At 34.8% G+C, this 26,000-nt stretch carries 21 protein-coding genes; 7 read left to right on the top strand and 14 right to left on the bottom strand.

Annotated elements, in window-relative coordinates; genetic code table 11:
- Positions 1 to 69: 69 nt before the first annotated feature.
- From GF867_RS02900 to GF867_RS02875, 6 genes are all read right to left on the bottom strand, one after another.
- Complete coding sequence (locus tag GF867_RS02900; protein ID WP_153831615.1) at positions 70 to 1,023, bottom strand: ABC transporter permease; 954 nt, start codon at positions 1,021 to 1,023, stop codon at positions 70 to 72.
- A complete protein-coding gene (locus tag GF867_RS02895) occupies positions 1,023 to 2,111 on the bottom strand; it encodes an ABC transporter permease (RefSeq protein ID WP_153831614.1) in 1,089 nt (362 codons plus the stop codon). The genes GF867_RS02900 and GF867_RS02895 overlap by 1 nt, the downstream gene beginning before the upstream one ends.
- A 3-nt stretch (positions 2,112 to 2,114) precedes the next feature.
- Positions 2,115 to 3,731, bottom strand: coding sequence for an ABC transporter ATP-binding protein (locus tag GF867_RS02890; RefSeq protein WP_153831613.1), 1,617 nt, complete (start codon positions 3,729 to 3,731; stop codon positions 2,115 to 2,117).
- Positions 3,732 to 3,918: 187 nt separating this feature from the next.
- Complete coding sequence (locus tag GF867_RS02885; protein ID WP_153831612.1) at positions 3,919 to 4,947, bottom strand: BMP family lipoprotein; 1,029 nt, start codon at positions 4,945 to 4,947, stop codon at positions 3,919 to 3,921.
- Between the two features lie 239 nt (positions 4,948 to 5,186).
- Positions 5,187 to 6,215, bottom strand: a complete 1,029-nt coding sequence (locus GF867_RS02880) for a BMP family lipoprotein (protein WP_153831611.1) — start codon at positions 6,213 to 6,215, stop codon at positions 5,187 to 5,189.
- Between the two features lie 271 nt (positions 6,216 to 6,486).
- The gene (locus GF867_RS02875) at positions 6,487 to 9,237 is read right to left on the bottom strand and encodes an FtsK/SpoIIIE family DNA translocase (RefSeq protein WP_253940710.1); all 2,751 of its coding nucleotides are present in this window, start codon (positions 9,235 to 9,237) and stop codon (positions 6,487 to 6,489) included.
- A 130-nt stretch (positions 9,238 to 9,367) separates the two neighbouring features.
- On the opposite strand from GF867_RS02875, the gene GF867_RS02870 reads away from it, so the two are divergent.
- From GF867_RS02870 to GF867_RS02860, 3 genes are all read left to right on the top strand, one after another.
- Positions 9,368 to 9,643: an acylphosphatase gene (locus GF867_RS02870; RefSeq protein ID WP_153831610.1), complete on the top strand. Its 276-nt coding sequence runs from the start codon at positions 9,368 to 9,370 to the stop codon at positions 9,641 to 9,643.
- A 102-nt stretch (positions 9,644 to 9,745) separates the two neighbouring features.
- Positions 9,746 to 10,711, top strand: coding sequence for a membrane protein insertase YidC (gene yidC / locus GF867_RS02865; protein WP_153831609.1), 966 nt, complete (start codon positions 9,746 to 9,748; stop codon positions 10,709 to 10,711).
- 114 nt (positions 10,712 to 10,825) lie between these two features.
- Positions 10,826 to 11,974, top strand: coding sequence for a M20 metallopeptidase family protein (locus GF867_RS02860; RefSeq protein ID WP_153831608.1), 1,149 nt, complete (start codon positions 10,826 to 10,828; stop codon positions 11,972 to 11,974).
- Between the two features lie 36 nt (positions 11,975 to 12,010).
- Here the strand turns inward: GF867_RS02860 and GF867_RS02855 are convergent, their stop codons facing one another.
- The 3 genes from GF867_RS02855 to gnd form a co-directional block, all read right to left on the bottom strand.
- Complete coding sequence (locus GF867_RS02855; RefSeq protein WP_153831607.1) at positions 12,011 to 13,498, bottom strand: sensor histidine kinase; 1,488 nt, start codon at positions 13,496 to 13,498, stop codon at positions 12,011 to 12,013.
- Positions 13,499 to 13,501: 3 nt separating this feature from the next.
- Positions 13,502 to 14,203, bottom strand: a complete 702-nt coding sequence (locus tag GF867_RS02850; protein ID WP_153831606.1) for a response regulator transcription factor — start codon at positions 14,201 to 14,203, stop codon at positions 13,502 to 13,504.
- Between the two features lie 191 nt (positions 14,204 to 14,394).
- Positions 14,395 to 15,837, bottom strand: a complete 1,443-nt coding sequence (gene gnd / locus GF867_RS02845; RefSeq protein WP_153831605.1) for an NADP-dependent phosphogluconate dehydrogenase — start codon at positions 15,835 to 15,837, stop codon at positions 14,395 to 14,397.
- Between the two features lie 140 nt (positions 15,838 to 15,977).
- On the opposite strand from gnd, the gene GF867_RS02840 reads away from it, so the two are divergent.
- Positions 15,978 to 16,121, top strand: coding sequence for a DUF4044 domain-containing protein (locus tag GF867_RS02840; protein WP_153861141.1), 144 nt, complete (start codon positions 15,978 to 15,980; stop codon positions 16,119 to 16,121).
- Between the two features lie 146 nt (positions 16,122 to 16,267).
- On the opposite strand, the gene GF867_RS02835 is transcribed toward GF867_RS02840, so the two are convergent.
- The 4 genes from GF867_RS02835 to rpmG form a co-directional block, all read right to left on the bottom strand.
- The gene (locus tag GF867_RS02835; RefSeq protein WP_153831603.1) at positions 16,268 to 16,666 is read right to left on the bottom strand and encodes a rhodanese-like domain-containing protein; all 399 of its coding nucleotides are present in this window, start codon (positions 16,664 to 16,666) and stop codon (positions 16,268 to 16,270) included.
- Positions 16,667 to 16,678: 12 nt separating this feature from the next.
- Positions 16,679 to 17,653, bottom strand: coding sequence for an ROK family glucokinase (locus GF867_RS02830; protein WP_153831602.1), 975 nt, complete (start codon positions 17,651 to 17,653; stop codon positions 16,679 to 16,681).
- Positions 17,654 to 17,667: 14 nt separating this feature from the next.
- A complete protein-coding gene (locus GF867_RS02825) occupies positions 17,668 to 18,372 on the bottom strand; it encodes a rhomboid family intramembrane serine protease (protein WP_253940709.1) in 705 nt (234 codons plus the stop codon).
- Between the two features lie 128 nt (positions 18,373 to 18,500).
- A complete protein-coding gene (rpmG, locus tag GF867_RS02820) occupies positions 18,501 to 18,653 on the bottom strand; it encodes a 50S ribosomal protein L33 (RefSeq protein WP_153831601.1) in 153 nt (50 codons plus the stop codon).
- Positions 18,654 to 19,056: 403 nt separating this feature from the next.
- Between rpmG and GF867_RS02815 the strand changes: the two genes are divergently transcribed.
- Positions 19,057 to 19,458, top strand: a complete 402-nt coding sequence (locus GF867_RS02815; protein ID WP_153831600.1) for a helix-turn-helix domain-containing protein — start codon at positions 19,057 to 19,059, stop codon at positions 19,456 to 19,458.
- A 15-nt stretch (positions 19,459 to 19,473) separates the two neighbouring features.
- Positions 19,474 to 20,103 carry an endolytic transglycosylase MltG gene (locus tag GF867_RS02810; RefSeq protein ID WP_153831599.1) on the top strand — a complete coding sequence of 210 codons (630 nt, stop codon included), beginning with the start codon at positions 19,474 to 19,476 and terminating at the stop codon, positions 20,101 to 20,103.
- An 862-nt stretch (positions 20,104 to 20,965) separates the two neighbouring features.
- Here GF867_RS02810 and GF867_RS02805 read toward each other — a convergent pair.
- The gene (locus tag GF867_RS02805) at positions 20,966 to 23,083 is read right to left on the bottom strand and encodes a peptidoglycan D,D-transpeptidase FtsI family protein (RefSeq protein WP_153831598.1); all 2,118 of its coding nucleotides are present in this window, start codon (positions 23,081 to 23,083) and stop codon (positions 20,966 to 20,968) included.
- A gap of 237 nt (positions 23,084 to 23,320) precedes the next feature.
- On the opposite strand from GF867_RS02805, the gene GF867_RS02800 reads away from it, so the two are divergent.
- On the top strand, positions 23,321 to 25,966 hold the full coding sequence (locus tag GF867_RS02800; RefSeq protein WP_153831597.1) for a YfhO family protein: 2,646 nt from the start codon (positions 23,321 to 23,323) through the stop codon (positions 25,964 to 25,966).
- The last annotated feature ends 34 nt before the right edge of the window (positions 25,967 to 26,000 follow it).

Below are 26,000 nucleotides of genomic sequence, written 5' to 3'. Positions count from 1 at the left end.
GACAATAACTGGAAAAATGTCTAAACAGACATCTTTCCAGTTATTTTAAGTACTTTATCTATTTAATATTTACTTAGTTTTCACATATGTTGTTCCGTTAGCTGCCGGTCCTCTAGAGTTTCCAACAAAACCAACTAAAACAATAATTGTAATGATATAAGGAGCAATTTGCAAGAATACAGATGGGATTGTGTTGATATAAGGAATCTGTCCTCCAATAACAGCTAAACTTTGAGCAAAACCAAAGAAAATAGCTGCTCCCATTGCACCCAATGGATTCCATTTACCAAAAATCATTGCTGCCATTGCCATAAACCCTTGACCCGCCACAGTTGATACTGAGAAGTCTAGTGAAATAGACTGTGCTAAGACAGCACCACCCATACCTCCGAAGAATCCTGATAATAGCACACCTGCATAACGCATTTTATAAACATTAATACCCAATGTATCAGCTGCTTGTGGATGCTCACCTACAGATCTTAGTCTTAAACCAAAGCTTGTTTTAAATACAATAAACCAAGCAACAACTGCTAGAACAATCCCAACATAAGCTGGTAGTGAAGTTCTTGTAAAGAAAATTTGTCCGATTACCGGAATTTTGCTTAGTACTGGAAAATTAAAGTAACCAAATGACTCACGAATAATATCAGTTTGTCCTTTTCCATTGAACATAACACGCACTAAGAAAATACCCAAAGCTGGTGCTACTAAGTTTAATACAGTACCAGAGATAATATGATCTGCTCTTAAATTAACAGTCGCTACTGCATGAATTAAAGCAAATACTACGCCGATAAAGCCACCAAATAGCATTCCAACCCAAGGCGTCCAATCGCCTAACATTGGTGCCATTGCTAAGTTAAAGACAATCGAGCTAAAAGCTCCCATTACCATGATACCTTCCAAACCAACGTTAACAATTCCGCTTCGTTCAGAGAATACACCACCTAGAGCAGTGTAAATTAGAGGTGCAGAATAAACTAATGATGAGGATACAATTAACGATAGAATTTGTACCATTATTCATCGCCTCCTTCAGTTTGAGAAATAACTTCCTTATTTGCCATGACTGGCTTTTTACGTTTATCTAAGAAGTAAGTAATGATATAACTTGAACCAACGAAGAAGATGATTGAACCTGTTACAATATCGACTACTTCCTGAGGTACTCTGGCTGCTAAAGGCATCAAGTTACCACCAGTTTTTAATCCACCAAATAATAACGCTGAGAATAATACGCCGATTGGGTTATTTGCACCTAATAAGGCAACTGCCATTCCATCAAATCCGATATCTGGCGCTACACCATTTTGCATGAAAATATTACCAAATTCACCCAAACCGTTCATTACGCCACCCAGTCCAGCTAATCCACCAGAAATAACCATCGCTAAAATAATATTTTTCTTAGCATTCATACCAGCATAATTAGCAGCATGACGATTTAAACCAACTGATTCAAATTCAAATCCAATTGTTGTACGTTTCATCAACACATAAACGACTACAACACCGATAAGGGCAAGGAAAATCCCTCCGTGAATTGTTGAACCTTTTGTTAAATCAGTTAACCATTGAATATCTAATGATGCATTATCACCAATAAATGGTGAGCGGTCCATACGATCAGTCATAACATTACGGATAACATAATCACTTACGTAAACCGCAACATAGTTCAGCATAATTGTCACGATAACTTCACTTGTATTAAAATAAGCTTTTAAGACACCTGCAATCGCTGCCCATATTGCACCTGCAGCCACACCACCTAAAATAGCTAAAGGTAATGCAATTAATTTAGGTGCATCTGGTAAAGAAACACCAATCCACACTGACACTAACCAACCAGCCAAAGCTTGACCAGCCAAACCAATGTTAAAGAAACCTGCAGTTGATGCTACCGCGAAACCTAAACCAGTAAAAATAAGTGGAGTCGCCGCACGTATTGTTTGCCCAGTTGCGAAAGGTGTACCTAAAGCACCTTGATATAGAGCTTTATAACCCGCAATCGGATCATAATTAAATGCAAGCATGACGATTGCTCCGAAAAGCAAACCGATAATAACCGTTAAAATAGGAACTAAAACGCCTCGAAATTTTTGCATGTGTTATTCACTTCCCTTCACATGATTCGTTTCATCTTCAGGATTTACTGCAGTTTTTTCACTGCTAGCTCCCTCTAATGTACGACTTGCTAAAACTTCTTCATAGGTAGTTCCAGCCATCAACAAACCGATTTCTTGTTCATTTGTCTCATCAGCTGGCATATCTGCTACTACTTTTCCATCATACATTACTAAAATTCTATCAGAAACGTTCATAATCTCTTCCAACTCAAAACTCATTAATAAAACAGCTTTATTATTATCACGTTCGTTAATTAGCTCTTTATGAATAAATTCAATTGCGCCTACGTCTAAACCACGAGTTGGGTTCGCTGCAATTAATAAATCTGGATTCCCTTCAACTTCACGTGCAATAATAGCTTTCTGTTGATTTCCTCCTGATAAAGCTCTGGCTAGTACTTTTTCGGAAACAGTGCGCACATCAAATCGTTCGATTAATTGTTTAGCCCGATTTTCTATATTCTTAAAGTTCAGGAAGCCATTTTTAGCAAATGGTTCTTTATGATAATCTTTTAACACAATGTTATTTTCTAACGCCATGTCTAGAATTAATCCATGTTTATGTCGGTCTTCTGGTATATGTCCAACACCAATTTGATGAATTTGACGTGGATTTAATTTATTTAATTCTTGGCCATTTAATGTAGCAGTCCCTGATTCAATTGGTAACAAACCAGTAATTGAAAGAATAAGTTCTGTTTGTCCATTACCATCAATTCCAGCAATCCCTACTACTTCACCATGTTTTACATTAAAACTCAAATTATCTACTGCAATTAAGCCACGTTCATTTTTTACAACTAAATCTTTAACATCTAACGCTACATCCGTTGGATTAGCTGCAGCCTTTTCAGTCTTGAACGACACTGAACGTCCAACCATCATATCTGCTAATTCTTTCGAAGTAGTTTCAGCTACATTAACCGTTCCAATCGATTCGCCTCGACGAATAACTGTACATCTATCTGCAACAGCTTTAATTTCATCTAATTTATGTGTAATGATAATAATTGACTTACCTTCTTTAGTTAAAGAACGTAAAGTAACAATCAACTCATCAATTTCTTGAGGAGTTAATGAAGCAGTCGGTTCATCAAAAATTAAGATATCTGCCCCACGGTATAAAGTTTTTAAAATTTCAACACGTTGTTGCATACCAACACTAATGTTTTCAATTTTAGCTTCAGGGTCAACTGAAAGTCCATATTTTTTCGAAACATCAACGATAGCATTTTTGGCTGACGCTTTATCAAGCATTACACCTTTTTTAGGTTCATTACCTAAGATTATGTTCTCAACGACAGTAAAATCTTCAATCAACATGAAATGTTGATGAACCATTCCGATGCCTCGTTCGTTAGCAACAGTTGGTGAATTAATTTCAACTTCTTGACCATTCATTAATATTTGGCCGTCTGTTGGTTCTAATAAACCTGACAGAATGTTCATTAATGTAGACTTACCTGCACCATTTTCACCTAATAATGCATGGATTTCACCTTTACGCAATTCCAAATTGATATTTTTATTGGCATAAAAATCACCAAAACGCTTGGAAATACCGCGCATTTCTATTACGGGGAATTGTTTTGTTTCCATACGTAATCCTCTCATTCATATTTAGTATTCAAACGCTTACTTTGACTATATAGTTTATTATAGCAATATCTCAAAAAAAATAATAGGTTAAAAAATAAGCTTTTGTCCAATGTTTCATCAATAAAATAAGGCTGACAAAAGTCAGCCTTATTATTGTATGCTATGTGAATAATTTATTCAAGCCTGATTAGTTTTCAGGTGTTTCAGGAATTTCTACTTCACCTGCAACAATTTTCTCAGAGTATTCTTTAACCAACGCTAAAGATTCTTCTGACATGTTACCATCAGTGATACCTACACCACCATCAGCTAAACCGTAAACTGTATTACCAGCTTCAAACCCTGATTCTTGTGTTTTTTCGATGAATAATTTAACTGATTCACCAACTTGTTTTAAAGTTGATGTAAGTGTTAAATGACGTTCTTCTCCATCAATTTCAATTACACCCTCAGCTTCTTGATCCATATCAACACCAACAACCCAAATGTTTAATGATGGGTCATTCGCAACTAAGTCTTTTGCTTCAGAAAACACACCGTTACCAGACTCACCTGCAGCTTGGAAAATGATGTCAGCTCCGTTTGAGTACATTGCAGCAGCTAATTGACGTCCACGAGGAGCATCTGCAAAACTACCAACATATTCAACTGAAACTTGAATATCTGGGTTAATTGTTTTAGCACCAGCAATATATCCAGCTTCAAAACGGTCAATTACAACGCCTTCAACACCACCAATAAATCCAATATGTCCAGTTTCAGAAGTAGATGCTGCAGCTACGCCTGCTAAGAATGCCGCTTCATGGTCTTTAAAGTTTAATGAAGCTACGTTTGGTTGATCCACAAATGAGTCAACAATTGCAAAGTGATTATCTGGGAATTGTTGTGCTACATCATTAATTGCTGTTTCTAGCTTGAAGCCAATACCAAATGTAATATCAAAGTTAGCTTGAACTGCTGAGTTTAAGTTAGTAATGTAATCTGAGTCACTATTTGATTGCAAGTAATCAAATCCACCAACGCCACGTTCTTTACCGTTCTCTTCTCCCCAAGCTTGAATTCCTTCCCATGCACTTTGGTTAAATGATTTATCGTCAACGCCACCTTGGTCAGTAATCATAACAACTGAGAAGTCGTCTTGTGCTGAAACTACTGCTGGTGCAGCAAATCCTGCCAATAATAAAGCTGTTGAAGCTAAAGCTAATGATTTTTTCATTTTGTTTTCTTCCTCCAAAAAAAGTTGATTTTGAATCACTAGAATTCTATTCTATAATACTCTAATTCGAAATATATCGCAACAAAATACACATATTAACGATTTAAAAATGCTTAACGTTCGTTTTTTTAAAATTTCTTATGGAATCTTATTTTTCATGGCTTTACCCTGTGGAATTCAATTTTTTTTTGTAAATTAATTGAAAATAGACCATGTGTACACATGGTCTAAGATAAAAATTATTCACCTGGTACTTCTGGAACTTCAATGTCCCCATCAATAATTTGTTGTCTGTATTCTTCGATTGTCTCTAAGTGTTCTTCAGCAATATTACCTTCACTGATTTCCACACCACCATCAGCTAAACCGAACACGTGATTTCCACCCTCAAATTCCCCTGCTTGAGAAAGTTCAGTAAATTGTTTTACAGCTTCGCCAACACCTTTAAGCGTTGAGGTAAGGGTTAAGTGACGTTCTTCACCATCAATTGTCACAATACCTTCAGCTTCTTGGTCTAAGTCAACTCCAATAACCCAGATGTTACGTTCTGGATCATTAGACACAATATCTTTTGCTTCAGAGAATAAACCGTTACCAGTCGCACCAGAAGCATGGAAAATTACGTCTGCACCATTTGAGTACATTGCCGCTGCAATTTGACGACCTTTAGGAGCGTCTGCAAAACTACCTGCATACTCAATAGAAATTTCAATATCAGGATTTACAGCTTGTACACCAGCTACGAAACCAGCTTCAAAACGACCAATTACTACACCCTCAACACCACCAATGAAACCTACGTGATCAGTTTCAGTTGTTAAAGCGGCTGCAACACCAGCCAAGAATGAAGCTTCGTGGTCTTTAAATGTTAATGAAGCAACATTTGGTTGATCTACCACTGAGTCAACGATAGCAAATTGACGATCTGGATATTGTACAGCAATATCGTTAATCGCTGTTTCTAATTTATAACCAATTCCGAAAATAATATCAAAATTAGATTGAACAGCTGTGTTTAAGTTTGTAACATAATCAGAGTCACTGTTAGATTGAATATATTCAAATCCGTCTACACCTTGCTCTAATCCTTGTTCCTCACCCCATGCAGATAATCCTTCCCAAGCACTTTGGTTAAATGACTTATCATCTACACCACCGATATCAGTAACGATTACAGCAGAAAAAGCATCTTGTGCTGCTACGATAGTTGGCGCTGCTAGACCCACCACTGAAAGAACTGATGCGGCTAAAGTAATAATTTTTTTCATGAAATACCTCCTAAGTATGTATACGCTTTCTGAGTCAATTATATTAAACTATTATGAAAATATCAACATAAATTTTCAATGATTATTTTATTTTTTATAACACAACCATAAAATCATTTATATCAATAATCTATAAAACAGATTGTGAATTATCTTTGACTTTAAGCCAAAAAAAACATAGATCCTATCGTGTTTTGTTATTATATTGTCATAAGATTGACATAAAAATATCCTCTACGAAACTGATTTTGTTTCATAGAGGATACTATTTTTAAATCTCTAAAGGTTGATTCCCTAAAAGAACTTGTCTAGGTTTACTACCATCTTGAGCACTAACATAGCCCACTGCTTCTAAATCATCAATCAATCTAGCAGCACGATTATAACCAATTCTAAATTTTCTTTGCAATTGAGAAATACTTACGGTCTCGGCCCCTCGAATTAACTCTACTGCTTCTTCGAAATATTCATCTTCCGATACCTGTGCATTTTCTCCAGATTCTTCTTCTAAAACCATAATTGTTTCATCATATTCTGCTTCTTGTTGATCACGTATAAATTCAGTAATTCGTTCAACTTCACTATCAGAAATATAAGCACCTTGCACCCGGACTGGTTTGTTTTTACCCATAGGTTGGAATAACATATCTCCACGTCCTAATAACTTCTCTGCTCCATTACTATCTAAGATGGTACGAGAATCTGTACCACTTGAAACGGCAAATGCTAAACGAGATGGAACGTTAGCCTTAATAATCCCTGTTATAACATCAACAGATGGTCTTTGCGTTGCGATAATCATATGAATTCCAGCGGCCCTTGCCATTTGAGCCAAACGAATAATGGCATTCTCTACTTCATTACTTGCGACCATCATTAAGTCAGCAAGTTCATCAATAAAGACAACGATTTTTGGTAATCGTTCATAACCTGTACCTTCTTCAGCATTGTACGCATCTATGTGCTCGTTATAGCTATCAACATTTCTAACACCGGTCGCCGCAAATAGTTCATAACGTCTTTCCATCTCTTGGACAATATTATTCAATGCTTTTGCAGCTTTTCTAGGATTTGTGACAACTGGTGATAACAGATGTGGAATACCATCATACATGGTTAATTCGACTTTTTTAGGGTCAATCATTAAAAACTTAACTTCTTCAGGCTTAGCCTTCATTAATAACGAGACGATTATAACGTTCATCCCCACTGACTTACCACTACCTGTTGCCCCTGCCATTAATAAGTGAGGCATTTTACTTAAATCTGCTAAGCAAACTGAACCTGAGATATCACGTCCTAGTGGTACCTCCAGAATATTTGGACTATCTAATCCTGCATCAATAATCTCAGCAAAGGAAACAGGACTTACCTGATTATTAGGTACCTCAATACCGATTAATGATTTACCTGGAATTGGTGCTTCCATTCTGACATCACGAGCAGCTAATGCTAAAGCAATATCATCAGATAATGACACAATCTTACTTACTTTGACCCCAATCGCTGGTTGTATCTCGTACTTGGTAACTGAAGGACCTAAGTTTGCTTTAACTACTTCAGCTTTGACACCAAAACTCTCAAACGTTTTCTCTAACTTATCAATATTTACATTTATTCTTTCATACTCTTCCGTCTGATCCACCGGCGGTATTTTATTAAGTAATTTAGTCGATGGCAACTGGTAACTATCAAATTTTGTTTTCTTAGACTTAACTTTTGAAGTGTTAGCCTGAGCTTCACTAGCTGATAACATCTGATCAAGTTCGTCTTGTGTTAAATCCTGTTTTTGATTTGAGCCTTCTTGCCAGTGAGCAGCTGCTAAATTAAAGTTGTCATCATTCATCGCTTTAACATCATTAACAGGCTTTTCAATATTGGACTCATTAAACTCGTCAACTCGATTTACCTTGGGCTTAGCTTCAACAATCGCTTGATGAGAATCCATTTGCTGAATTGGGATATTGTGTTCAATCGGTGTAATTTTATCCACTGAAACCTTAGTTTCTTTACGATTCATTTCATCAAAATAATCTAAGTCTAGCACTAAACTTTCACGTTCACTCGCTGCTGTGCTTGCTAACGTATCACGAGTAGTATAAGGTTCCCAAGTTTGTTTAGGCTCAACATCTAATGAAGGTTGATAACTTGCTTCAAATTTTGTAGCTGATTTCCCCTCTTCTTCTTGAGACAATTCCGTATTACTCTTGAAAAACTTCTCAATTAAACGACGTTTTTGAGGTTCTACTGTTTGCGTTTGAATTTGTAGCTCTTCTTTAGCTTCCTTTGTATCATTCGCAACAACAATTTCAGCTTTCTTCTTTTCTATTGCAGGCACATAATGTTTGTCACGTGTGTCAACTTGATTAAAAACATTTTTTACTTTTTCAAAATTAGGGAATAAGGCTGATAATCCTTTACCCAATCCATTATAAATCGACCGACCAGCCGAAAGAATTTCTTCGATAGTAAAATCGACTAACATGAAGAAACCCGCAAAAAAAAGTATAAAAACCAATAAGTAAGTTCCCCATTGTCCAAATAAATAGCCGAACGTCGCATAATATAACGCTCCTAGCATTCCACCGCCTAAACTTTGGTAATTTTGACTCGTAAGCAACTCATTCTTAAATATTTCAAACGTTTCATTAAATATTGTGTTCGCAGTAATTTCAGTAAAAAAGAATGTATTAAAATGCAGTAATGTCGTTATCGCTGATAAAACAAGCACTCCACCAATAAATTGTTTTGAACGAACATTTACCAACCGCCCCTTAACAATTAATAAAAATGAAAAAATAGTAATAACTGATAATAATAACGTATAAGCTTCCCCTACGAATAAACGGAATGTGTTCGCAAACATCAACCCGAAAAAGCCCCAGTTAAATAGTGCGACAACACTAAAGAAAAAAATAACTAAACCTAAAATCAAATAGGATGCTTGATAAGTCTGTTTATCCTTTTTATTAGTTGGCTTGCGTTTTTTAGTCGCATTCGTTTTTTTGGTTTGATTGGCCAACTCCTTTGCCTCCTTATCTTTTAATCTAAATTATATTTTTGATATAATAATAGCATCTAGCATTATAACATTAGTTGATTATTTTTTCGAACTCTTGTTTGTATATTATACGAGAAAGGAAGTTTTTACTATGGAAACTTATAAAATAATCGTTAAAGGTCGTGTTCAAGGCGTAGGCTATCGCGCACATATTTACCAAAACGCAAGTCAAAAAGACTTACATGGTAACGTGAGAAATTTATCCGACGGTTCTGTACAAATTATCTTACAAGGTACTGAAGAAGATTTAAAAAAATTGCTTCAAATCGTTCATAAAAAATCACACCCATTTATGAATGCACAACATGTTGATACAAAAACTATTCCTTCAGTTAAAGAGTATAATGATTTCTCAATTATCTATTAATTCATAATTAGTTAACATAGTTACATAGTTTTTTTTCTTATTGAAAAAGCTATCATTATTCGCTATAGTAGTGAAGTATGAAATTTTACTAGGAGCGTGAACATGAAGAAATTTAAATTAAATAAACAAAAAATCCAAATGATAGCTCTACTTACTTTTGTTGTATTAGTAGCATCTGGCTGTGTATCTTATGATTCGGCTGGAAATCCTTCTGGATGGGTATATGACTACTTCGGAAGACCCGCATCAATCTTCTTAGATTGGTTAGCAAATGTTTTTGGCGGTAGTTATGGTATTGCAATTATCATCGTCACAATCATTACTCGATTGATTATGATGCCGTCATCATTAAAAATGACAAAAAATTCAATGATTAGTCAAGCGAAAATGAAAATTGCACAACCTGAGATTGATGAAATTAAAGCTGAGCTAGAAGCTACAAAAGATCCTCAAGAACAAAACGCATTAAACCAAGAATTAATGGCTGTTTATAAAAAATATGATATCGATATGTTTGGTGGTCTATCAGGCTGTCTTCCATTAGTTATTCAAATGCCAATAATTTCAGCTGTTTATGCAGCGATTCGTTCTTCTGAAGAAATTAGAAGTTCTGTCTTTTTAGGTATTAACTTAGGTGAACAAAGCATTCCTTTAGTAATTGTTGTTGTCTTAGTTACAGCAGCACAAGGTTGGTTGATGCAAAAAAATACACCTCAAGCCGATAACGCTCAAGCGGCTCAAACTAATCGTACCATGATGTTGATGAACCCATTAATGATTGGTTGGATTTCTTGGATATCTGCAGCTGGTTTAGGCTTGTACTTCTTAGCAGGTGGTATTTTTGCTTTAGTTCAACAAATGTATACGAATAAAATTGTTCGTCCAAAAATTAAAGCTTTAGTTGCTGAAGAAGAAGCAAAACATAAAAACTCACCACGTAAAGCTCGTAAACCAAGAGCTACACAAACAAAATCTGATGGAACGACTCAGCGTTTAGTTCCAACAAAAAACACTCCTGGTATTGAGACTAACAATCGTCGTAATGCAGGAAAACAAAATAAGAAATAAAACATAATTTTCAAGAGCCTTGATTTAGAATCAAGGCTCTTTTTTTAATTGAATTTTAATTTTATAGCGGTATAATATCTTAAATATGATATTAAAATTTAAGGAGCTTGCCTTTTGAAATTTATCGATCAATCATTACTACAAAAATTAACACAACTAAGACACAACCTAAAAGATATTCCAGAATTATCTGGGAAAGAATTTAAAACGCGCGCCCTACTCATTAAGTTTTTAAAACAAAATACTAACCTAGAAATACATGATCTCGGGACATGGTTTTACGCTATCCAACGAGTTAATAGTAGCCGTGGTGCCATTGTATTCCGAGCGGATCACGATGCAATACTCCATCCAGACGGTTACCCTTTTCACGGATGCGGACACGACGGTCATTCCACAATACTGGCCGGCTTGGCATTGTTATTACAAAAAGAAAAGTTAGAACAATCAATTATTTTCTTATTTCAACCATCGGAAGAAAATGGACAAGGCGCAAAGCAATGTTTAAAACTTTTTGACTTAGAAAACGTCGAGCGTATTTATGGTTTACATAATTTTCCCGGCTTTGAACTTGGTCATATAATTATCCGTGTTGGAACGTTTATGTGTGCGTCGTTAGGTCTAACTGTTCGTTTTACTGGACACCAAACACATGCTGCTACACCTGAAAAAGGGACTAATCCTGCATTTGCCATTTCCCAGCTTACCCAAATGTTAGAACCACTCTCATATTTTAATGGATTTGAATCATTTAAATGGAAGGATTTAACATTTTCAAGTATGGTATTGGCAACCGTAGTAAGTATTCAAGTTGGTCAGGCAAATCATTTTGGTATTTCTCCAAGTAATGGAAGTCTACAATTAACTTTACGAGCTGAAAAACAACAAGATTTATCAAAATTACTGACAAAAATAAAAGAAACTTCACTACAGCTAGCTAAGCAATATAACCTAACCTTACAATTTGAAGTCAACGACGAATTTGTCGAAACTACCAATCCCGAGAGTTTGACTCATCATGTAAATAAAATATTTTCGAATGACGGGCTCCACATACATGAATTAGTTGAACCCTTTAGACCATCAGAAGATTTTGGTTATTATCAACTTGAAAAATCAGGCGTATTCTTCGGTATCGGAAGCGGGCTTCAGACACCACCACTTCACAGTCATGATTATGTGTTTCCTGATGAAATCATTCCATACGGTATTCGTGCCTTCTATTCAATTGTAATGAATTACCCTACAAATATTCTTTTATAAAACAAAAAACATCTCAAAAATGAGATGTTTTTTGTTTTATAAGTTTTTCTTTTGAGCAATTTGCTTAAGTTTATAAACTTGACGTGTGTCACTAAGAATCGGAAATTCAACATAGAAAATAGATCCATGATTCAAGACACTTTCCACACGTACATCACCTTTATAACCTTCTACTAATTGTTTAGCTATACTTAAGCCCAATCCATTGCCGCCTTTATTTCTAGAACGTGCTTTATCCACGCGATAAAAACGACCAAATACTCTCTCTTTATCCTCATCCGTCATACCTTCTCCGAAATCTTGCACCGCTATTTCAACTTTAGTTAACGTTTGACTAACAGACACATGAATTTCTTGGCGTTCTCGGCTATACTTCACTGCATTATCCAGTAAAATAATCAAAATCTGCTCAAAATGATTCCGGAAAATTCTAACATAAAGTTCTTTATCGTCTTTTTCACTATCAAGGTAAAACTGAAAATCGGGATATAAAATGACAAAATTGTTAAACACTTGTCGAGTAGTAGAATTAACTTCAGTAATTTCATCCTTATAATCGATGTCCACATGGTCAGCTCTGGACAAGTCCAACATTTCCTGAACCAAGCCTTTCATACGAGTTATTTCTTGTAAAGACGCTGAAATTGATTCTTCTAAAATTTCCGGATCCTCTTTTCCCCATCGATTTAACATTTTAAGATGTCCTTCAACAATTGCGACTGGAGTTCTTAATTCATGTGAAACATCCTCCACGAATTGCTTCTGGTTTCTTACATATAAATCTATTTTATCTAATAAGCGGTTGACATGAATACTTAAGTCACTCCACTCATCATTACTAGACGGTTTTCGTACTCTTAATTCAGATAAATTCTCTTCTTCTACAAGATCTAGACTATTATTTAAATACGTCAATGGTCTTAAGAAGCGATTCGAAATAAAAATAGAAATTACAGTTGCTAGAATTGTCAAAATCAACAATACGGTTAAGAGATGCTTTTGTTGTGTGGCTTCCATTTTTTCAATGACTTCAGGAGACACTAAAAACTGAAATGTTCCGAGAGTCTGATTCGTTTCTCTCGATACAACATTGGTATTGCCGATAAATGTTTCGGTACCATCAATCACCACAGTTGTAAGATTTTTAGATAAATCAGATTTCGAAGCTGTTAATTTTCTAGTCTCAAAAATCAATTGGCTGTCGTTATTAAATAATCTAACGACAATATCTTCATTTTCTAAATAAGTCAAATAGTCAACAATTGTTTTATCACCAGTAACGGTGTTCGTCACAAAGTCTTCTTTTTGAAATGGTTCAGATAAACCCGACAACATGTTTTCTATTATATTAAATCTTTGTTGACTGATTTCTTTTAAATGATTATAACGGCTATACATTGTTTGTTTATGATAAAAAGTAACACCCGCTAAACTTACAATAAAAAAACTAACTAATAACAAAATTCCCCATTTCCATTTCAAGGAAAGGGGTTGTTTTGTGTCAAAAAATTTAGGCAATTTCATAAATTAAGTTCTCATTACATATCCTGTACCACGAACAGTTTGGATATAGCTGTCTTGGCCAGTAACGTCAATCTTGTTACGTAAATAACGAATGTAAACATCTACTACGTTCGTTTCCACTTCTGATTTGTAACCCCAAACTTTGTCGAGTAAGACTTCACGTGACATAACCATATTTAAGTTCTCCATCAAGAACAATAATAATTCATATTCTCGTTTAGTTAAATCAATGACTTCATCATTACGACGTACAATTCTGTTCGCTTTTTCAATAACTAAGTCACGATATTTCACTGTCGGTTGTTGTTGAGATCTTTGTTCGTCTTCTGTTTCAATACGTCTGAATAAAGCACGTAATCTCGCAAGTAATTCTTCAATTGCAAATGGTTTAACAATGTAATCATCTGCTCCTTGATCTAAACCTGAAACTCGGTCTATCACTGAATCTCTCGCTGTCATAATAATAATTGGGGTATCTTTCACTGGACGAATGCGACGACAAACTTCTAAACCATTTAATTCTGGTAACATTAAGTCCAAAAGAATAACATCCCAATCTTCATTCAACGCTGTTTCTAATCCACTTCGCCCGTCCATACAAATTGCAGTTTCATAACCTTCGTGTTGTAATTCCAAATCTACAAAACGCGCTAAGTTTTTTTCGTCTTCAATAATTAAAATGCGTTGTTTCGTTTTTTCTGCCATAAAAGGAATCTCCTCCTCATTGATATTTTATCTACTTCATTGATTTTACACAATTTGTGAACACAATGCTATATATTTATCTTTTATTTCTCATAATGAACTAATATAATTTGATATTTTCACCAAATAATTAAAAAAACCTCTCACTGCTTGCTAATAATTAGCTACACAGTGAGAAGAGATATGAAAGATTAATCTTCTAATTTTTCTTCTTTTCCTTCATTCCATAAGAAGTGGAAAGTACCTGGTTTGTCTACACGATTGTATGTATGAGCACCAAATAAGTCACGTTGAGCTTGGATTAAGTTCGCAGGTAATACTGCTGAACGGTATGAATCATAGTAACTAATTGCACTTGAGAATGTTGGCACTGGTATACCAGCAGCGATTGCTGTTGATACTACATGACGTACTGCATCATGATTTTTAGATACGATATCTAAGAAGTACTCATCCAACATTAAGTTTTGTAAATTAGCATCTTTTTCGTAAGCATCTGTAATCTTTTGTAAGAATTTTGCACGAATAATACATCCTGCACGGAAGATACTTGCAATCTCACCATAAGGTAAATTCCAGTTGTATTCTTCACTCGCTGCATTCATTTGAGCAAAGCCTTGCGCATAACTCATAATTTTACTGAAGTATAATGCATTTCGTAACGCTTCGATAAATTCTGCTTTTGCAGCATCATCAATATCTAGTTGTGCGTCAACGTTCGGAATGATTTCACTTGCAATAACACGTTGTTCTTTTTGAGAAGAAATGAAACGTGCAAACACTGATTCAGTAATCAATGATAGTGGCTCACCTAAATCTAAAGCACTTTGTGAAGTCCATTTACCAGTTCCTTTATTTCCAGCACGGTCCATGATTACTTCAACCATTGGCTTGCCAGTTTCTGGGTCATTTGTTTGTAAAATTTGTGCAGAAATTTCCATTAGGAAACTATCTAATTCACCATTGTTCCACTCTTCAAAAATCTTACCGATTTCTTCTGCTGATAAACCTAAACCACGGTGTAATAAGTCATATGATTCTGCAATTAATTGCATATCTCCATACTCAATACCGTTATGTACCATTTTTACATAATGACCTGCACCATTTTCACCAATATATGTCACACACGGTTTTCCGTCTTCAGCTTTAGCTGCAATTTTCTCAAAAATTGGTGCTACCAATTCGTATGCTTCTTTTTGTCCACCAGGCATAATAGCTGGCCCTAATAAAGCTCCTTCTTCACCACCAGAAACGCCAGTACCAATAAAATTAATACCGGATTCCGCTAAATATTCACTACGACGAATTGTATCTTTGTAATAGGTGTTACCACCATCAATTAAGATATCACCTTTATCTAAATGTGGTAATAAGCTTTCAATTGTCGCGTCCGTACCCGCTCCAGCTTGTACCATTAACATGATTTTACGCGGAGTTTCTAAACTATCCACAAATTCTTCAATTGTGAAAGTTCCTTTTAGATTTTTGTCTGGATTTTCCTCTAAGACATCTGTTGTTTTAGATCCCGTTCTGTTATACAAAGAAACTGAATAGCCACGGCTTTCAATATTTAATGCAATGTTACGGCCCATAACCGCCATACCTACTACACCAATTTGTTGTTTACTCATAATTTTCCTCCTTAACTTTTAACTCTATTCTATTTTACCAAATTTTAATCATAGTTTAAAGTTTCTATTGCTTTTCACAATTGAAATCTTATCTTTTATTCGGTAAAATGTATTTACAGAATGTTTTAAAGGAGCTTATTATGCCTCAAAAATTAAATAAATACTCAAAGAAAAAGAAAAGCAAAATGGAAAAAATTGTTAAAATAACTGCCATCCTAATGGTAATTGCGATGGTTTCATCTCTATTAATAAGTTTAGCAGTTAGCTTAAACTTATTTATCTAATTTTGCTAGCTAACATGAAATAATAATTTCATGTTACTAATGATTTTTTCATATTGGAATTTTGATTAGCTTGCCGTTGCAGCATCAAACACTCAATATGAATAAAAGCACTGATGACAGCTTAACCAGTCATCAGTGCTTTTTTATTATTTAATATTTGATTTTGTTTTACCTGTCCAATTCGAAAAACCACCTTTAAGAATATGAATGTTCTTAAAGCCATCTTTTCTTAAAATATTCGCTGCACGAGAAGCGTAGTTTAAATTATCATCGTATAAATAAATTTCTTTATCGCGACGAATTTCATTGAATCGCATTTTGAATTGAGAAATTGGGATATTACGTGCGCCCAGTACATGGTTCGCATCAAATTCTGCCGGTTCTCTTACATCGATGACTTCAACTTTACGTATATCCTCATTCATTTTATCCGAATCAACCATTTTGGCAGACATCTTACGTAAAACCCAAAGCCATGCATAGTAAATTCCGTATAAAGCTGCAATAAATACTAAAGTAAATAAAATTGTTTCTAATAGTGTCATAAAAATAAATCCTTACCCTTCTACTGACTGTAACTTAACAAGTTGTGCCGCTCCCATAATACCAGCGTCATTTCCTAATTTTGCTAAGACCAATGTTTCATTATGACGAATTTGTGGGAAACAATATCCCATGAATTGTTCATTAACTTTGTTTAATAAAAAATCTCCTGCTAGCGCTACACCACCTGCTAATACAATTTTTGATGGATTTAATGTATTCGCTAAATGCGAGCAAGCTAGTCCTAAATAATGCGCAAAATGATCAACTACTTGTAATGCAAAGTAATCTCCTTCTTTAGCAGCATCGAAAATATCTTTTGAATTAACGTCTGCTCCGTCATCTAGTTGAGCCTTAACTTCTGAATCTCCAACATATTCTTGTGCAAATTTACGTGCTAAGTGCATAATACCAGTTGCTGAAGCCACTGTTTCTAGACAACCTTTTTTGCCACAAGTACAATCAAAATGTCCTTCGGTATCGATTGTTAAGTGACCAATTTCGCCAGCAGCTCCATTTACACCACGGACTAATTGCCCATTTACAACAACGCCACCACCTACACCTGTACCTAAAGTGACAGTAATACAATCTAGTGCGCCCTCACCAGCTCCACGCCACTGTTCGCCTAAAGCAGCGATATTTGCATCGTTCTCAATAAAGAACGGAATATCAAATTTTTCACCAAAAGCTTTACCAATCTCTTGCAATGTGCTCCAGTTTAAATTATAAGCACCAATGACTGTTTTAGCATCGGCATCCACTTTACCTGGCGAGCCCATCCCGATGCCTAAGAAATCAGTTTCTTTCATTTTGTATAATTCGATTCTTTCTTTTAAAGATTCAATCAAGTTAGGAACGATATGGGTACCCTCTTCTAAAATGTTAGTACTCACTGACCATTTTTCCAAAACATCCCCTGTTAAGGAAATAATCGCCATTTTGGCTGAAGTTCCACCTAAATCTATCCCAATAATTTTATCTTTCATTTATAATTGCTCCTTTAATAATATTTATAAATACCATACATGACTAATAATACAGTCAAAATGGCTACGATTACAAGAGCAAATAAACGTTCTTTTGAAGAAATTTTACTTTTTATGGATAATCCCACGAACAAAGTGATTAATGCTCCGTAAATTGCTCCACCGAAATGTCCCCAGTTGTCAATTCCACTTGACGTCAATCCCGTGAGAACATTCAAGATAATTAAGACTGTATAGGATGTGGCTCTTTGTTTTAATGCATAGGAATGTGGATACATCTTCGATAATACAATAATAGATGCAAACATACCGAATATGGCCGTACTTGCGCCAGCCGATACACTTTCACTAAAAGCAAAAGAAAATAGATTACCACCGATTGCTGCAACCAAATAGACTACAGTAAATCGCCAATGTCCCATTAATTTCTCTAATTCCATCCCTAAAAAGTATAGCGTAATGCCATTCATAACGATGTGTTGTATGCCAATATGAAGAAATGCAGCAGTTAAGAGACGCCACCATTCTTGTGCTTGAACAATAAACGGACTAAAATTTGCACCCATTTTTAGTAAAACCAATGTGTTTTCTGTTGTCCCAAACCGTATTAACATATATATATAAACTATAATGTTAATAGCAAGAAACAAATAAGTCATAATAGGTTCATCTTGAAATGAAGCTTTACGTCGATTAAAAACTTGAAAATTCTTTTGCATGTTAATCACCTTCCAATTACAAAATATGTTTATAATTCATGATTTATATAGCTTATAATCTCATGTTTATACAAAAAAAAGCTAGCAACACGAATGCTGCTAACTAATTTTTATCATATAAATATGAATTATTTCTTAACTTCACGGTGAAGCGTTACTTTACGCTCTCTCGGGCAATATTTTTTAGCTTCTAAACGATCAGGGTTATTACGTTTACTTTTCTTAGTTAAGTAATTACGTTCGCCACATTCTGTACATTCTAAATTGATGTTTACGCGCATTGATATCCCTCCAAACATTATTAGTATTTGTAATATTATTGATTACTTCAAACAATACTAAAGTATTATAACATTAATCAATGTATTTGGCTATATTTTTTTTGAAAATCCATATAGTTTTCAAATATAAGTATCGCCATCACTTTTGTATATATCGAACATCTTCAATATCATACTCAAGTTTTTAATAATAACAAGAGCTTTTTTACAAAATTGTACTAAATTATTTTTCAGAAAGAAGCAATAAGCTATGTTAGTAAATTAATAGTATGCTATAATAATTAAGCATTTTATTGGTCGTATCAAAAATTAACTAGACTGTAACACTCTAATAGTTGAAACTTTTGAAACGTTTGATAAAATTAAATTACGTACAGGTAAATTAATTAGGTGAGGTGAAACCATGGATATATGGATTTTAGTTATTGCCCTACTTGTCATTGCGATTATATTATTTGTAATTTCAATGTATAGTAAAGACTCTAACAATGTCGAGGAACAATTAAGTGAGTTTTCTGTTCAACAGTCTCAAGAATTGTACAGCATCAAAAGTCGCATATCAGAATTAGAACGCACACAACGTCAAGTTGTAGCAAATAATAATGTTGACTACTCTAGCGAAGCAGAAGAATTGTCTACTGCAATTGAAGAAGAAATTCTACCTGAATCAATTTCAGATATGACACGAGAAGACGTCATTCGCTTATACTCTCAAGGGTATACAATGCATGAAATTGCTCATGAAGTAAAAGTTAGTCCACAAGTTGTACAACATGTTATTGATGATTATATCGAAAATCGTTAAGAAAGGATCAAGCTTATGAATAAAAGTACTTTACGCTCTTTAGCACTTGGATTCTTAGCTTCTGGTATTTTAACGGGTGCTTATGCGATTTTCTTTCAAGGGAACGTTCCTATCCAAGGTGTAACGATTCCTTCTGTCTTAAATTCAAGCTCTGCTACTCACGAAGAAGAATTAGCACAATATCGTGATGAAATGAGTTCATTAATCGCAGAACGCGATACATTGGAAGAAAATCAAGTAACAAAAGATGAAGAAATTGCATCATTAACTGAAAAAAATACTGGGCTAGAAAACCAAATTGCTGAATTACAATTAGAAAATCGTTCACTTTCAAGTGACGGAGATGGTGAACAAAGCGAAACTGAAGATGAAACAACTACAGAAGATTCTACAGATGAGGAAACAGAAAATTCTACTTCTTCAACTTCTGGCACTTTCGTGATTTCTCAAGGAGAAACATCCGTCGATATCGCGAGCAACTTAGAAGCTCAAGGATTCGTCGAATCAGCAGCAGAATTCCAAGCTTTACTTGATGAATGGGGTTTAAACTCTATTATTCAAGCTGGTAGCTATGAAATTTCATCTGATATGACAATTCATGACATCGCTAATGAGATTACACACGGCGCATATTATTATTATTAATATCAGGGTCTGGGCATAAAGTCTCTTGTATAGAAAAACGGGTTTCCACAATTAGTTGTGAGAAACCCGTTTTTTTTGAATTCAAATTAATAATAATGGCGCCAACTCGTTACATGTAGTAATAACCTTAAAACCTTAAGACCCCAGTAATTCAAAACTTTTGAGTGTTGAATGAGACTTATTGCCCTACTCATTATCTTTCAAATCAGAAAACCTCGATCGAGTCCGTGGTCTTTAAATTGATTATATTGCTTTACTTTTGTTGAAATACTTAACGCAGCTTAGCGACTTGTTTTTTTCTACAGCGGTACAAAGGGCAATCGGCGTAGCTTGGTGTGACTTTGAGCGCAACAAATTAGACACACCCTAGCTGATTGAGCTGGAAAAACCCGAACATCAGTGAGGCTTTGAAAGCGACCTCCTCCTTGATAAACAATAAGCTGAGCCAAGTACAAAACTTGGTAAATCAACAAAAACTTATAATTAAGAAAATCTCGGACAAGTCCAAGGTTTTTAAATTCTGTTTAGCAGTATAATTTGATTATATCGTTTTACTTTTGTTGGAATATTTAACGTAGATCAGCTAATTGTTTTCCATAGCGGTATAAAGGGCAATCGGTGTAGCTTGGTGTGACTTTGAGCGCTGCGAATTAGACACACCCTAGCCGATTGAGCTGGAAAAGCACGAACGTAAGTGAGGCTTTGAAAGCGACCACCGCCTTGGAAAACAATCAGCTGAACGTAGTACAAAGCTTGATAAATCAACAGAAAACTTATAAACCCTTATACTATTAAATAATGAAAAATCCTCCGATATCAGCGATATCGGAGGGTTTTTCATTTCTATATTAAAATTTCTATATTAGTTTGCTGGTGCAACAAATGTTTGCATATATTGTTCAATTGTTTCACGAGTTGATTCTTTCTGTAAGAAATAGGCATTCATCACTTCATGTGCTACTTTCGTACTTTCACGTCCCCAAGATTCTTCTAATAAGTACGGAACGATTACCGTGATTGCAATTTCTGGATTATCAAATGGTGCATAACCAACATAAGTTGCATTTGTTACCGGTTTATTAGAAGCATGTTGAACTGGTCCCGAATAAAACGCCTCGGTTGTACCAGTCTTAGATCCCACTTCGATTGGATAGTCTAAGAAATAATAACGAGCTGTCCCATCAACTGTATGAGATACTTGACGCATCCCTTCATGAATACGGTCCATTGCATTAGGGTCAATATTAATAACATTCATGACTTTAGAAGGAACAGTAGTTTTCACAGCACCTAATTCACCGTTTACATCAGTTCCTCTAATTTCTTTCACAATTCGTGGTGCATACCTTGTACCACCATTTGCGATGGTCGCAACATACTGAGCCATTTGTAATGGTGTATACAAATCGAATTGTCCGTATGCTAAGTCTAACGCACTAACTAATTGGTCACTTGTTGGTGTGTATCCTGAAGATTCATTAGGTAAGTCAATTCCTGTTTGAGTCCCCAAACCAAACTCTGCGAAATAATTTCTAAGAATATTGATTGTTTCGAAGTCAATATTCAAACGTCCATCTTCTTGATAGTCTGTTTGACCACCAATTCTCATCGCTAATTTTATCATATAGATATTTGAAGATTTTTGTAATGCTTCAATATCATCAATCGGCAATTGTCCATCTCGGTTAAAAACTGATGATTTCTCTTGCGAAGCTTGGAATTTCAGCGGCTCATCTACAATAATATTATCTGACGTGCTTATTACACCTTCTAGATAACCCATCGCAACCATCGCTGGTTTCACACTTGATCCCATACCATAACTTGTATTGATCGCACCTAAAGCATCATCCACAATTACATCGTAATTATAAGAATCCGTTGCTTCATCGTACTCGAATCGTTTACCAGAGATCGCTAGAATATCTCCTGTATTAGGATCCATAGCCACGACATAAATTCTGTCATTCAAGCCTTGGTTCGTCATATTCTTCAATGCATTTTCAGTAATTTCATCAACTTCTGCTTGGAAGGCTGAATCAATACTTAATACTAAGTTATCTCCTTTGGCTCCTTCAAAGACCATCTCATTTTCTAGAATATCATCGGCAGAATCTGTGACGATATTATAAATTGATTTTGATCCTCTTAAAGCATCTTCATATTGTTGTTCAAGATAACTAATACCTACTCGATCATTCATAGCATAGCCACGTGTCAATAATTCATCTGCTCTTTCGCTTGGTAATCCTCTTTGTTCAGTTGAAACTTGACCTAAAATAGACTTAAGCATATCCCCTTGAGGGTAAACTCTTTGCCAATCGGTACCAATTTCAATACCAGGCAGACTTCCTAATTGCTCACTAACACGCGCAACTTCAGCTTCTGTAACATTTTTATTTTTTACAGTTACAGTCGATAACTCATACGCGCTATTCATTTTTTTGAATAGAGCAATGATTTTCAGTTCACCTTGTGAAAACTCTAAATCGTCTGAGGTAACCGCGGCAAGTTGAGCCTCGTACGCTGCAGAACCACTTAGTAATTTCTGTTCATCCGTTAATCGATTATTGACTTCACTCGTATTCACTACGATAAAATAATCTTTCTTATCACGTTCTGTTAAGTCTGAGACTGGAATATCGATTAACGAAGCTAATTCTTTAGCTACATTCACAATATCTAACGCATCAACACGAGACGCACGATCACGAGTATAAAGAATTGCTAGTTCAGGTTGATTCCCAACCAATATTCTTCCTTGACTGTCATAGATTACACCACGAGGAACAGAACCTGTTGACTGAGTTGACTCAGTTCTTTGAACCATATTGGTTAAAGTTTCGCCTTGATAGAGTTGCAAATATCCCAATCGTACGAATAACGCTGTAAACGCCAAAAACGTTATAAAAAACAGCAAATTTAATCGTTGTGGAATATGTGAACGATTTTTTTTACTTTTAATTTTATATTTCGCCATACATACACTCAATTCTATAATTTATTACAGGTACGTTAGACATTATATCAAATAACTAGTCACGGACCAAACTCTTTTACAAATTTAATAAAATATTCATATTTTTTTCTTCAAAGGATTACACCTTTTAGGATGAACAATCTGAAATGTTTTGCTATGATTAACTATAAGTTGTAAATATAGCTTATCATTCACAGAGAGAAATGAAAGACTATATTAGAAAAAGGAGTCAACAATATGCGTTCTTCAGGTAAAATTTATTTACTCAATATAGCATTAACCTCAAGTGTTTTCATCGCCATTTCTCTAGTAATGGGTTTTATCCCCTTCGGAGACAATACGATGTTAACCATTGACTTGGGACAACAATATATAGACTTTTATAGTTTATTCCGGGATACAGTTTTCAATGATCCCAGTCAATTATTTTATAGCTTCGAAAAAGCATTTGGCGGTGAAATGCTTGGCTTATGGGCTTATTATTTATTAAGTCCATTCAATTTAATTTTTCTCTTGTTCCCTGAATCTGAACTAGGTTTAGCCGTCACCTTAATTTCTTACTTAAAGCTAATTGCTGCTAGCACCAGTTTCTTATACTTAATTCGTCAAAAGTATCAAATAGAATCTATTCCAGCAATGCTATTTAGTCAATGTTACACATTTATGAGTTATTCTATGGTGTATTTACTCAATATCATGTGGCTCGATGGCTTAGTATTATTACCTTTAATTGTTCTAGGCCTAAATAAAAGTATTATGAGAAAGCAAAATAAACTTTATATTATGTCTTTGGCCCTATTATTAATGGCAAATTATTATATCGGTTATATGGTCTGTATCTTCTTAGCATTTTATACAATATATGAGATTGTCGAGACGCAAGAGAAAGTTAATTTAAAAGAAAGTCTCATTAAGTATTTATTGTTCTTAAAAAATTCTATCATTGCAGCTCTAATTGCTGGTGTTGTCTTACTCCCTACTTTTTACTCTTTAACTCAAAATAAAGGGAGCTATATGACCTTTGAAATCAACTGGGAAACTGCCCATAGTTTGAAAGATATTGCATCAAAATTATTTATTGGGAGTTTTTCATTTGACGAGATGTCATCTGGTTCTCCCAATTTATATGCAGGTATGATTGTATTCTTAATGGTACTGTTGTACTTTTTTAACAAAAAAATTAAACTAATTGATAAACTAGTTAGTTTAAGTATATTCCTAATTTTTTACCTATCTTTCCATTTTGAAATTCTTGATAAACTTTGGCATGGCGGGCAATTCCCGATTTGGTATCATTTCAGATTCTCATTCGTAACTAGTTTCTTTCTACTGATGTTAGCTGTTAAAGCATTTAAGTTACAACCAAAATTAATCCCAACTTACCAACTAGTCCTTGCATGCATAACAATTTTCGCTTTTTCAATCTATTATTACTTATATAATGAGTATGAGTTTTTAAATTCTATCAATATTTTTGTTTCTCTTTTAGTCGTTTTAACCTTGATTATCGTCATCCAATTAGATTTCTTAGATAAAAGTCTACGTTATACACTTTTGTTAGCAATTGTAACAGTCGAATTAACGGCAAATGCGACCTTAATTTTAGGTGATCTAAATTATGTAGTTGATTCAAAATTCCGTGATTATGTGACAACTTTAGATGATTCTTTGACTAATATCCGTCATGGAAATGATGATTTTTATCGAATTAACAAAACTTTCCAACGTACAAAAGATGAAGCAATGTTTACACACTATAATGGTCTTGACCATTTTGGTTCAACAATCGAAGCACATGTTCCAGAATTGTTTGGCTATTTAGGTTTGCCTGATGGAAATGGTTTCGTTACCTATACTAATGGAACTTTGTTCACGGATGATTTTTTTAATGTTAAATATCATATCGAGCCAACTGATGATTCTGCTAATCATACACTCGATCATGAATATGTCTTATATCCCCGTGCAACTGATTTAGACAACAAGTCTTACCCTATCTATACACAGAATAATCGTTACTTAATTAGAGAAAATGAAGAACGATTCGGATTAGCGATTGAAGTAAGCCCTTCAATTTCGGACACAATCGACTCTTTTGTTCAACATCAGCCTATTTACAATCAAGAATTATTACTTAAATTAATTGATTTCCAAGGTTCTGGCGATGCATATTTTGAAGAGAGAGAACTTAAGGACGGCTCTTATCACAATGTGGAAGTGACTAGTGTAGGTGATGGCGATTACTTGACTTATGAAGTAATTGATCCAACGATTGATGAAGCTTATTTTGAATTTGAATTTGCGACGGATAGTGAAAATCCATATTATTTCACCCTCCCTAGTCAATATGATGATGAAAATGTTTCGTTGAGTTTGAATGGTCAACGGTATCGATTCTATACACCATTTCGTCGTCGCCAAATCACAAATGCTAGTTATCAAACAATTGATGATTCACAAGTATTAAGAGTTAAACTACTTGAAGATAGCCTGAGTGCTAACTTAGTTTCGCTGTATGAATTTGATGAAAATCGTTTCAATGATTTAGTTGCTTCGAAACAAGATCAGTTATTTGAAGTGAGCTTCTTCTCGCAAAATTATATTGAGGGAACCATAACAACCATTCAAGATGAGGGTTATCTATTGTTTACAATTCCCTTTGATAGCCAATGGGAAATAACGGTTAATGGTAAGAATGTAGAACCTGAAGCAGTGCTTAATGATACGTTAATGGCTATTCCCATTACTGCTGGAAAGCATAACATCAGTCTTAAATACTTCCCGCGTTCAATTTGGTTCGGCTTAGCAAATAGTATTACAGGACTTATGCTATTTATCGGTAGTGAATTCTATATTTCAAGGCAAAAAAAGAAAAATGATTGAAATTGCTTAAAAACTTCGCTATGATGAATAAATT

The sequence above is a fragment of the Fundicoccus ignavus genome (assembly GCF_009659375.1).
Taxonomy (GTDB): domain Bacteria; phylum Bacillota; class Bacilli; order Lactobacillales; family Aerococcaceae; genus Fundicoccus; species Fundicoccus ignavus.
This window is presented reverse-complemented; position numbering and strand designations above follow the sequence as displayed.

What these genes read in the sequence shown, in the direction of transcription:
- GF867_RS02900 (WP_153831615.1), bottom strand. Translation starts at nt 1,023, where the DNA reads ATGGTACAAATTCTATCGTTAATTGTATCCTCATCATTAGTTTATTCT.
- GF867_RS02895 (WP_153831614.1), bottom strand. Translation starts at nt 2,111, where the DNA reads ATGCAAAAATTTCGAGGCGTTTTAGTTCCTATTTTAACGGTTATTATC.
- GF867_RS02890 (WP_153831613.1), bottom strand. Translation starts at nt 3,731, where the DNA reads ATGGAAACAAAACAATTCCCCGTAATAGAAATGCGCGGTATTTCCAAG.
- GF867_RS02885 (WP_153831612.1), bottom strand. Translation starts at nt 4,947, where the DNA reads ATGAAAAAATCATTAGCTTTAGCTTCAACAGCTTTATTATTGGCAGGA.
- GF867_RS02880 (WP_153831611.1), bottom strand. Translation starts at nt 6,215, where the DNA reads ATGAAAAAAATTATTACTTTAGCCGCATCAGTTCTTTCAGTGGTGGGT.
- GF867_RS02870 (WP_153831610.1), top strand. Translation starts at nt 9,368, where the DNA reads ATGGAAACTTATAAAATAATCGTTAAAGGTCGTGTTCAAGGCGTAGGC.
- yidC (WP_153831609.1), top strand. Translation starts at nt 9,746, where the DNA reads ATGAAGAAATTTAAATTAAATAAACAAAAAATCCAAATGATAGCTCTA.
- GF867_RS02855 (WP_153831607.1), bottom strand. Translation starts at nt 13,498, where the DNA reads ATGAAATTGCCTAAATTTTTTGACACAAAACAACCCCTTTCCTTGAAA.
- GF867_RS02850 (WP_153831606.1), bottom strand. Translation starts at nt 14,203, where the DNA reads ATGGCAGAAAAAACGAAACAACGCATTTTAATTATTGAAGACGAAAAA.
- gnd (WP_153831605.1), bottom strand. Translation starts at nt 15,837, where the DNA reads ATGAGTAAACAACAAATTGGTGTAGTAGGTATGGCGGTTATGGGCCGT.
- GF867_RS02840 (WP_153861141.1), top strand. Translation starts at nt 15,978, where the DNA reads ATGCCTCAAAAATTAAATAAATACTCAAAGAAAAAGAAAAGCAAAATG.
- GF867_RS02835 (WP_153831603.1), bottom strand. Translation starts at nt 16,666, where the DNA reads ATGACACTATTAGAAACAATTTTATTTACTTTAGTATTTATTGCAGCT.
- GF867_RS02830 (WP_153831602.1), bottom strand. Translation starts at nt 17,653, where the DNA reads ATGAAAGATAAAATTATTGGGATAGATTTAGGTGGAACTTCAGCCAAA.
- GF867_RS02825 (WP_253940709.1), bottom strand. Translation starts at nt 18,372, where the DNA reads ATGCAAAAGAATTTTCAAGTTTTTAATCGACGTAAAGCTTCATTTCAA.
- rpmG (WP_153831601.1), bottom strand. Translation starts at nt 18,653, where the DNA reads ATGCGCGTAAACATCAATTTAGAATGTACAGAATGTGGCGAACGTAAT.
- GF867_RS02815 (WP_153831600.1), top strand. Translation starts at nt 19,057, where the DNA reads ATGGATATATGGATTTTAGTTATTGCCCTACTTGTCATTGCGATTATA.
- GF867_RS02810 (WP_153831599.1), top strand. Translation starts at nt 19,474, where the DNA reads ATGAATAAAAGTACTTTACGCTCTTTAGCACTTGGATTCTTAGCTTCT.
- GF867_RS02805 (WP_153831598.1), bottom strand. Translation starts at nt 23,083, where the DNA reads ATGGCGAAATATAAAATTAAAAGTAAAAAAAATCGTTCACATATTCCA.
- GF867_RS02800 (WP_153831597.1), top strand. Translation starts at nt 23,321, where the DNA reads ATGCGTTCTTCAGGTAAAATTTATTTACTCAATATAGCATTAACCTCA.